Genomic DNA, 7,776 nt, shown 5'->3' with positions numbered 1-7,776 from the left:
ACCTTCTACCGGTTATGGCCCGATAAAGGGTAGAACACATAAAGGTGAACTCACGCAGCCTATCACTACGCATCAAACCGTACAGATGGATGAAATGGCAACTATTATTTTTGAAGATACCAAGCCGATAGTCCCTGTAAACGGCGAAGAAGGCTTGAAAGATCTTAAAATTATTGATGCCATCTACCAGGCTGTAAAAACAGGAAAAAAGGTCAAACTAACTGCTTAGCCAAAAGGGATTTTAAAACAGATTCTGGGGATTATCCAGCCATAGGGTGCACATCGTAAATATATTTCTGATTTAACTTAACTGCCTGCCGATTTTGGAAGCGTGAACCAAAAACCGGTACGCTCGCCAGGCACACTGTCTACACCGATCTCTCCCCCATGTTTACGAACGATGTTAGCACAGATAAACAGGCCTAGCCCAAGTCCCGAATTTTGCTCCTGCTGCCCTGCGGCCTGGTAATACCGGTCGAACAGCAAGGGGATCTTTTCGGCAACAATCCCGGGCCCCTGATCGATAACGGAGATTTTAACGTAGGTTTCATGATCAATGAGCTCAACTTTTATCTCTGCAGTGCCCGGAGCATATTTGACAGCATTACTGATCAGATTAGTAAGTACCCGGCCGATCCGCTCTGAATCGGCATGGACCATGATGTTTTTCTTTCCTGTTATAGTTACTGGCGGAACGTCGGTGGAAGCAAACAATTCAACTATTTCCTGTACCAGCTCAAACAGGTTGAAGTTCGTTTTCCGTAGTTCTATCTGATCCCGATAATTTTTACCGGCATTGAGCAAATCGTCTATTATCAGTGAGATCCGGTTTATGCCCCTGCTTGCCTGCGCAACCAACCGCTTGGTACGGTCAGATTGCCGGTTCGCGTCCCGTTGCAGCATTTGTACTGATCCTTTTAAGCTGGTAACCGGGGTCTTCAGCTCATGGCTGGCAATACTTATGAAATCGTCTTTATGCCTTTCTATGATTTTGTCATTGGTGATATCGTTAATGACACCCACCAGTTTCACGGCTTTACCCGCTTTATTGGTTTCAGTTTTGCCCTTTATATTCAGCCATTGAAGCTTGCTATCTGCTCTGTTTAGCCTTACCTGCACGTCTACGCCGCCCTCAGCCTGAATATTTTTTAGGGCCTCCTTAAACACTGGGAGATCATTTGCTGATATATGTGGGTAGTAGCTTTCCAGTGTCCAATGCGCTTGCCTTTGCGGGTAGCCAAAGATTTCATCATGGTCGCGGGAACGAAAAACTTCTTTTGTCTCAAGGTCCAGTTCCCAGATAGCTGTACGGGTATATCTAAGGGCAAGGTTCAGACGCTTCTGGCTCTCCTTCAGCTGTTTCATTCCGGAAATATCGTCCAGTACAGTAAATCCAAAGGTTTCCCCCTGGTCGTTATAGAGGATCGTAGTTACATCAACCCATACGCGGCTGCGGTCTCTTCGGTACAGGCAGGCCTGCAGCTTAAAGAATGGCACCTGTCTAGACCAGATCTCTTCCTGGAGGCAATGCCAGTGTGCGATATGTTCTTCACAGGCATGATCCAGAATTTTTGTTCCCTCAATTTGTTCTGGCGGATAGTCCAACAGTTCGCAAAGCGCCTTATTCACCTTTAAGATGGTCAGGTCTGACCGAATGATCTTTGAGGCCACACTGGTAAGTTTAAATATAGCGTTGAACTTATCATCACATTCTTTGAACCGTTTCTCAAAATTATCTTGCGCTCTATTTTCTTGCATAACAATTTCAGCTGATAGAGTGATAACATTTACAGGCCAAATATGTTTAGCTGTTACAGATAAACTGTCTTTCATATGGCATGCCCATAGTGAAACGACAAGTAAATTCAGGACGGTACACTGGTGAGGTGTTCTTTCGTCAATATTTTATTGCCGATTTCTTAACACCTGGTAATTACTGGTATGAGTTTGAACGCATACCAGTGAATAAGAAATTACTTAGCTAAGTAGGTCATACCACCGTCAACAAGGATTTCGGTGCCAAGCAAAAACGAAGATTCTTCAGAAGCAAGGAAAACCGCTGTTTTACCAATGTCTGAGGGTTGCCCGATCCTGCCTATCGGCATTGCGCTTGCAAATTGTGTTTTCACCGCATCAATGTGCTCTGCAGGAACGAACTTATCAAATGCAGGTGTGTCTGTAGTACCCGGTGTGATTACATTTACCCTGATCTTTCTTGCTAGCAAGTCGTTAGAAAAGCTTTTCGCCAAAAAGATCACTGCAGCTTTTGCAGCGCCGTAAAGTCCAAATGATGGGTATGCCCGGTGTGCGGCATTTGACCCGATAAGAATTACAGACCCGCCATCATTCATATAAGGTAATGCTTTTTGTACCGTGAAATAAACGCTTTTCAGGTTAAGGTCCATGGTTTTGTTGTAGTCCGCCTCGCTCACATCTGCCACTGTTCCGGTTGTTCCTGCACCAGCATTGGCTACCAGTACATCTATTTTGCCAAATTTTTCAGCATTATCTTTAAAAACCCGCTCTAAATCGGCAAGGTTAGTTACATCTGCGTTGATGGCTATAAAATCATTGCCCAGTTGAGCAGCAGCAAGTTCTAAAGTTAGGTGATTCCTACCTACAATAGCTCCGGCGGCGCCTTCACTTTTAAATGCTTCAGCAATACCAAATCCAATACCGCTATTGCCGCCTGTAATTACGGCTACTTTGTTTTTTAATTTACTCATGATCTTTGAATTTAATGTTGATCCAAAGATGCACCTGTGCAACGGACTACAACTTATCAAAAGTCATTAAATAGGCTTGACAAAGATCAAGCTATTTTGAGGAGTTCTTCCTGATCCGGCTCAAGGTTTCTGGTGTTAAACCCAGGTAGGAAGCAATTAAATTTTGCGGGAACCGCTGTATAAAGTGTGGATAATCGTTAACGAGTTCTTGAAACCGTTCTTCACCAGTTTGGCTGATGGAAGACTGCATCCTTTTCTGGGCAGCTATGGTGTTGTTTTGACTCAGCACGTTCTGCATCGCTGAAAAGGCAGGAATAGGCTTTATGAATTCTTCTACCAGGTTATGGGTGATTTGTAAGATCTCCATATCTTCCAGCGCTTCTATGTTAAAACGGCTTGGTGTCAGCTTGTAAAAACTTTCAAAATCGGCTAACCACCAGTTTTCAATACTTAATTTTAATATATGCTCATGCCCCTTTTCATCCACCGTAAACGTCTTGGCAGCCCMTTTCACAATGAAGCCAGTATACTTACATACATCCCCTTCCTGTAAAAAGTATTGTCGCTTGCGGATTTTTTTAGGTTTAAAATGTGCGATAAATACTTGCTTTTCTTCCGCTGAAAGCATTTTACCAGAAAGTTTTTGAACGTAATCGAACAGCGCTTGAAAATTATCCATCTTTAGGTGCTTAAGGAGAATCTTCAAAAATAAAACTTTCAGCTTATTTTATGCTGCCTTTTTAATTATTCAAACTTGTTCTGCTCAGTTTCAGGAAAAGTACTTCATCGAATCGACGAATATGGCTTGCCTGCCATAACGAAAATTACATGTCCATCCATTAATTAGGTTGAAAGCAGYACATCTGGTCGTTTTTGAACGAGATTACCAATTAATTGAACGAATAAGCAAAACGCCTTAACCTTACTATAGCCACTTTTGTAAACAACAATTACATATCAACAAAAAAGACTATGGGACTATCAGGTTTAGGAATTTTTCATACCATCATTGGTATCGTGGCCATTGGAGCGGCAATCATTTCATTTGTACGCTTTGGCAAAATTGATTTAATGCATCTTAGCGGTAAAATATACTTTTATACTACTGCTGTTACGGCTTTAACTGCATTGGGAATCTCCAAACATGGAGGCTTTAATCCCGGGCATATTTTTTCGGTATTCATTTTTATTTTAGTGGTGGTGGCTTTTTGGCTTTCGGTAAAGCGAAGTACCAATAATAGGGCCCGCTATATAGAGAATTTTTTACTCTCTTTCAGCTTCTTTCTGTCGCTCATTCCCACCGTGAACGAAACCTTTACCCGGGTTCCGCTGGGGCATCCACTGGCTAAAAATCCTACCGATCCTATAATTGCCCAAACATTGCTCGTGCTCTTAATCGCATTTGTTGCCGGGGCCATTTACCAGTACATTAAACAACGTAACGCGCTTAGAATACGGTAAACCAAAAATGCGATTTTGGAATAAAAAATCTTTTTATACCGGATAAGTTAATGCATAGGCGCAGAAAAGCCAAACCATGCATTAGTTTTTCTATTTTTATAGCTGAAGGTTTTTTTTAATATGATCATTGACCATAAAAAATACGATTTGTTTGGTAAATCCATTATCCAGAACATCAGGATAAAGGCACCTTTTACCTTCGATTTTCCCATTACCGATAATGCCTGTTTTTTGTACATGTTGCAGGGTGAAATGCAATATCACCGCGGCGAAGACCGGGTAAATATTCCGCATAAACATGCTTTGTTTTTAAATTGTATCCAGGCCAGCAAAACCATCAGTAACTTAAATGAAGGGGGGATTAACGAAATTATGGTCGTTAATTTTCATCCCGATATTTTAAAGCGGATCTACGACCGGGAGATGCCGGTTATACTTCAGGCGTCCGATCGGATGATTTCGAACAAAAGTGTCGAAGTTTTAAACAATAGTTTTTTAATCGAGAAATATATTGAAGGCTTGCTGTTTTATTTTCAGCATCCGGCACTGGTTAACGAAGATATACTGGTTTTAAAGTTAAAAGAAATTATCCTGCTGCTGGCCCAAACCGCTAATGCCCAGGCCATACAAACCATATTTGCACAGCTTTTTTCGCCTACTACCTATACCTTTAAGCAAATTATTGAGGCCAACCTGTTTGAACAACTCAGTATCGATGCCCTGGCACAATTGAATAATTTGAGTTTATCGTCTTTTAAACGCGAATTTGCCAGACATTACAACGATACACCGGCCAATTATATCAAAACCAAAAGGCTCGAAAAAGCTGCCGAAATGCTGTTAATTTCAAACGAAAGGATTAAAGATATTGCTTTTAATTGTGGCTATAATGATTTGGCCAATTTTACCAAAAGCTTTCGCGATAGGTATAAGTGTACACCTAGTGATTTTCGGGAGCGTTAGTAGGGGGACACGACAAATTTGTATACGCAGTCGTCATCCTGAACTTGTTTCAGGATCTTTCCTGTTGCAAAAGATGCTGAAACAAGTTCAGCAGGACGTAGTGGCCTCACTGGCTCAAGTCTTAGTGCAGAGGACAACGGGCTAGATGAATGCGCATGCATAGTAATAATTAATTAAGATTTTCTCAAAGAGATTTAGGGATTAATTTAGTGAAAGCACAAGTCTGCCCATTGCATTAGGCTTGACATTAAGACTTGCGCTAGATAGCGCTAAAACCATCAAACAGCTGAGCCGTACAGGCAAAATATTTGAGCCGTAGAGGAAAGCCTTTGGTATTTCGAATGTTGATCTTTGTTTCATGAACAACATCACAAAAATTCAGTTGGGTCAAGATGGCCCTTTCGTATCTAAACTTGGTTTAGGTTGTATGCGCATGTCTTCCGTATGGGGTGGTGCTACACCCAGCGAAACAGAAAGTATTGCCACCATTCAGGAAGCATTAGATAGTGGCATTAACTTCTTAAATACAGGCGACTTTTATGGTGCCGGTCATAATGAAATGTTAATTGGCAAAGCGATTAAAGGCCGGCGCGACGATGCCTTTATCAGCGTAAAATTCGGTGCCATCTTTCACAACGGCCAGTGGCTGGGGTTAGATCTGCGGCCCCTTGCGATCAAAAATTTTATCAATTACTCGCTAACGCGTTTGGGTATCGAAACCATCGACCTCTACCAGCCTTGCCGAATGGACGATAGCGTACCGGTGGCAGACATCATCGGAACGGTTGCCGACCTGATTAAAGAAGGTAAAGTGCGGCACATTGGTGTATCTGAAATTACGGCTGAGCAGCTCCGTCAGGCAAATGAAACCCACCCCATAAGTGCGCTGGAAATCGGCTATTCGCTGGCCGACCGTCAGATCGAAAATGAACTGCTGCCTGCAGCAAAAGAGTTAGGTATTGCAGTAGTGGCCTTCGCCAATACCGCAGAAGGTTTATTAACCGGCGACATGAAAGCGCCACTTGCCGAAAATGATTACCATAACCATTTCTCCCGTTTTCAGGGCGAAAATCTGGTTCATAACCTCGAAAAAGTAGAAGTATTGAAACAATTGGCCCACAACAAAGGCTGTACACCTACACAGCTTGCTATTGCCTGGGTAAAGGAGCAGGGCGATCATATCATGCCTTTAGTAAGCATGAGCCGCAGATCGCGCCTGCCCGAAAATATTAAAGCGCTCGATATTGTATTTACGCCGGAAGAAATGAATACTTTAAATACTACTTTTGCAATAGGTGCCATACGTGGCGGTACTTATTTACAACGTTAAATGACCAATCCAAAAGAAATCCTCCCAGGCCTAATCTTTTATTCTTACCTCTCTGCCCAGCGGAAAGAGAAAGTGTGTTTCTGGAACCACCATACCCTGGTATTGCAGGTTTCAGGGCAGTTCACTTTAGAAACCGCTGGGCAAAGTATTTCGATGGCCGGAGGAGAACTGTTGTTGATTGGCAAAAACCAGTTGGGTACGCTCACCAAAACACCGCTACCCGGAGGGAACTATGAAACCATCGTCATTTCCCTTCAGGAAGAGCTTTTGCGCAAGATCGTATTGGAAGAAAAGTTAACCGCAGACCATAAATACATTGGTCCGCCAAATATCCTGATTCCATCAAACGAATTTCTCAAAGGCTATTTCCAGTCTATTGTTCCCTATGCCCGAAGCTCGGGTGCCACCATGACCAATGAAATGGGTATTTTGAAAGTGAAAGAAGGAATTAAATTGTTATTGCTTGCCCTACCGGCACTGCGTAACTTTTTATTCGACTTTTCAGAACCCCATAAAATAGACCTGGAAAAGTTTATGCTGAGCAACTTTCATTTTAATGTGCCCATCGAAAAATTCGCGCAGCTAACTGGCCGCAGTCTGGCCGGTTTTAAACGCGATTTCCTGAAAACTTTCGGTGCACCACCCCGCCAATGGCTGCAGGATAAACGCCTAAGGGAAGCCAAACACCTCATCGAAAGCAAACATCAAAAACCTTCTGCCATTTATCTCGACCTTGGTTTCGAAAGCCTGTCGCACTTCTCACATGCTTTTAAAAAGAAGTTTGGTATGGCGCCTACGGCGCTGAATGCGTAGGTATGGGTTTAAGGAAAGTACAAGCCTCGTGTTTTTTGAGAACACCGTGCTAAGACTTGCTAGATAAGGGTATGCTTAAAATAGGATAGTATGGAAAGAGTCTGGATCAAGCTCTAGTCAAATTTATTCTGGTATGTAAACTGATGTGTTTTTGCTTCATTTTGTTAACAAACAGCTAGCAACTTGTTGAATAAAATACCGAATCACCTTCTTATCTTAGTACTTTCTAATCAGTGCATCAAAATATGAACATAGGCAATACGGTATACAGAGGGAATACGTTCGAAGAAAAGGGCTTTCAATTATTAAAATCAGTTTTTGAAAACGGTGACTTTCCTGTATTACCGCAGTGTTGCACGTTTCGGGCAAAGCCCAAATACAAATCGATTATACTTGATGAATGGATCGAGTTTGACATGAGCATTGAAGTTCGTACAAGACCGGAAGAGAATCCCTTGATGATTTTTTTGGTCGAAATGAAAG

At 42.3% G+C, this 7,776-nt stretch carries 9 protein-coding genes; 6 read left to right on the top strand and 3 right to left on the bottom strand.

Features of this window, described 5'->3' with window-relative positions; all coding sequences use genetic code 11:
* Positions 1-229, top strand: a 229-nt coding sequence (locus AC1DPQ_RS11580) for a Gfo/Idh/MocA family oxidoreductase (protein WP_477609381.1), incomplete at its 5' end; no start/stop codon positions are given.
* A gap of 77 nt (positions 230-306) precedes the next feature.
* Here AC1DPQ_RS11580 and AC1DPQ_RS11575 read toward each other — a convergent pair.
* From AC1DPQ_RS11575 to AC1DPQ_RS11565, 3 genes are all read right to left on the bottom strand, one after another.
* A complete protein-coding gene (locus AC1DPQ_RS11575) occupies positions 307-1,833 on the bottom strand; it encodes a PAS domain-containing sensor histidine kinase (protein ID WP_477609379.1) in 1,527 nt (508 codons plus the stop codon).
* A gap of 140 nt (positions 1,834-1,973) precedes the next feature.
* Positions 1,974-2,726: a glucose 1-dehydrogenase gene (locus tag AC1DPQ_RS11570; RefSeq protein WP_477609377.1), complete on the bottom strand. Its 753-nt coding sequence runs from the start codon at positions 2,724-2,726 to the stop codon at positions 1,974-1,976.
* A gap of 91 nt (positions 2,727-2,817) precedes the next feature.
* Entirely contained in the window at positions 2,818-3,405 is a 588-nt protein-coding gene (locus tag AC1DPQ_RS11565) for a Crp/Fnr family transcriptional regulator (RefSeq protein ID WP_477609375.1), read from the bottom strand.
* Positions 3,406-3,698: 293 nt separating this feature from the next.
* Between AC1DPQ_RS11565 and AC1DPQ_RS11560 the strand changes: the two genes are divergently transcribed.
* The 5 genes from AC1DPQ_RS11560 to AC1DPQ_RS11540 form a co-directional block, all read left to right on the top strand.
* Positions 3,699-4,187: a DUF2306 domain-containing protein gene (locus AC1DPQ_RS11560; RefSeq protein ID WP_477580838.1), complete on the top strand. Its 489-nt coding sequence runs from the start codon at positions 3,699-3,701 to the stop codon at positions 4,185-4,187.
* 120 nt (positions 4,188-4,307) lie between these two features.
* On the top strand, positions 4,308-5,150 hold the full coding sequence (locus AC1DPQ_RS11555; RefSeq protein WP_477580836.1) for a helix-turn-helix domain-containing protein: 843 nt from the start codon (positions 4,308-4,310) through the stop codon (positions 5,148-5,150).
* A 358-nt stretch (positions 5,151-5,508) separates the two neighbouring features.
* Positions 5,509-6,480: an aldo/keto reductase gene (locus AC1DPQ_RS11550; RefSeq protein ID WP_477609373.1), complete on the top strand. Its 972-nt coding sequence runs from the start codon at positions 5,509-5,511 to the stop codon at positions 6,478-6,480.
* Positions 6,481-7,293, top strand: a complete 813-nt coding sequence (locus tag AC1DPQ_RS11545) for a helix-turn-helix domain-containing protein (protein WP_477580832.1) — start codon at positions 6,481-6,483, stop codon at positions 7,291-7,293.
* Positions 7,294-7,538: 245 nt separating this feature from the next.
* On the top strand, positions 7,539-7,776 hold a 238-nt coding region (locus tag AC1DPQ_RS11540; protein WP_477609371.1), incomplete at its 3' end, for a hypothetical protein.

The sequence above is a fragment of the Pedobacter sp. 01T416_2 genome (genome assembly GCF_056398925.1).
Note: the sequence above shows the minus strand (reverse complement) of the source record. Positions and strands in the feature narration are given on the sequence as shown.

Coding starts and splice junctions, on each gene's coding strand:
- AC1DPQ_RS11560 (WP_477580838.1), top strand. CDS start 3,699: ATGGGACTATCAGGTTTAGGAATTTTTCATACCATCATTGGTATCGTG.
- AC1DPQ_RS11570 (WP_477609377.1), bottom strand. CDS start 2,726: ATGAGTAAATTAAAAAACAAAGTAGCCGTAATTACAGGCGGCAATAGC.
- AC1DPQ_RS11555 (WP_477580836.1), top strand. CDS start 4,308: ATGATCATTGACCATAAAAAATACGATTTGTTTGGTAAATCCATTATC.
- AC1DPQ_RS11545 (WP_477580832.1), top strand. CDS start 6,481: ATGACCAATCCAAAAGAAATCCTCCCAGGCCTAATCTTTTATTCTTAC.
- AC1DPQ_RS11575 (WP_477609379.1), bottom strand. CDS start 1,833: ATGAAAGACAGTTTATCTGTAACAGCTAAACATATTTGGCCTGTAAAT.
- AC1DPQ_RS11550 (WP_477609373.1), top strand. CDS start 5,509: ATGAACAACATCACAAAAATTCAGTTGGGTCAAGATGGCCCTTTCGTA.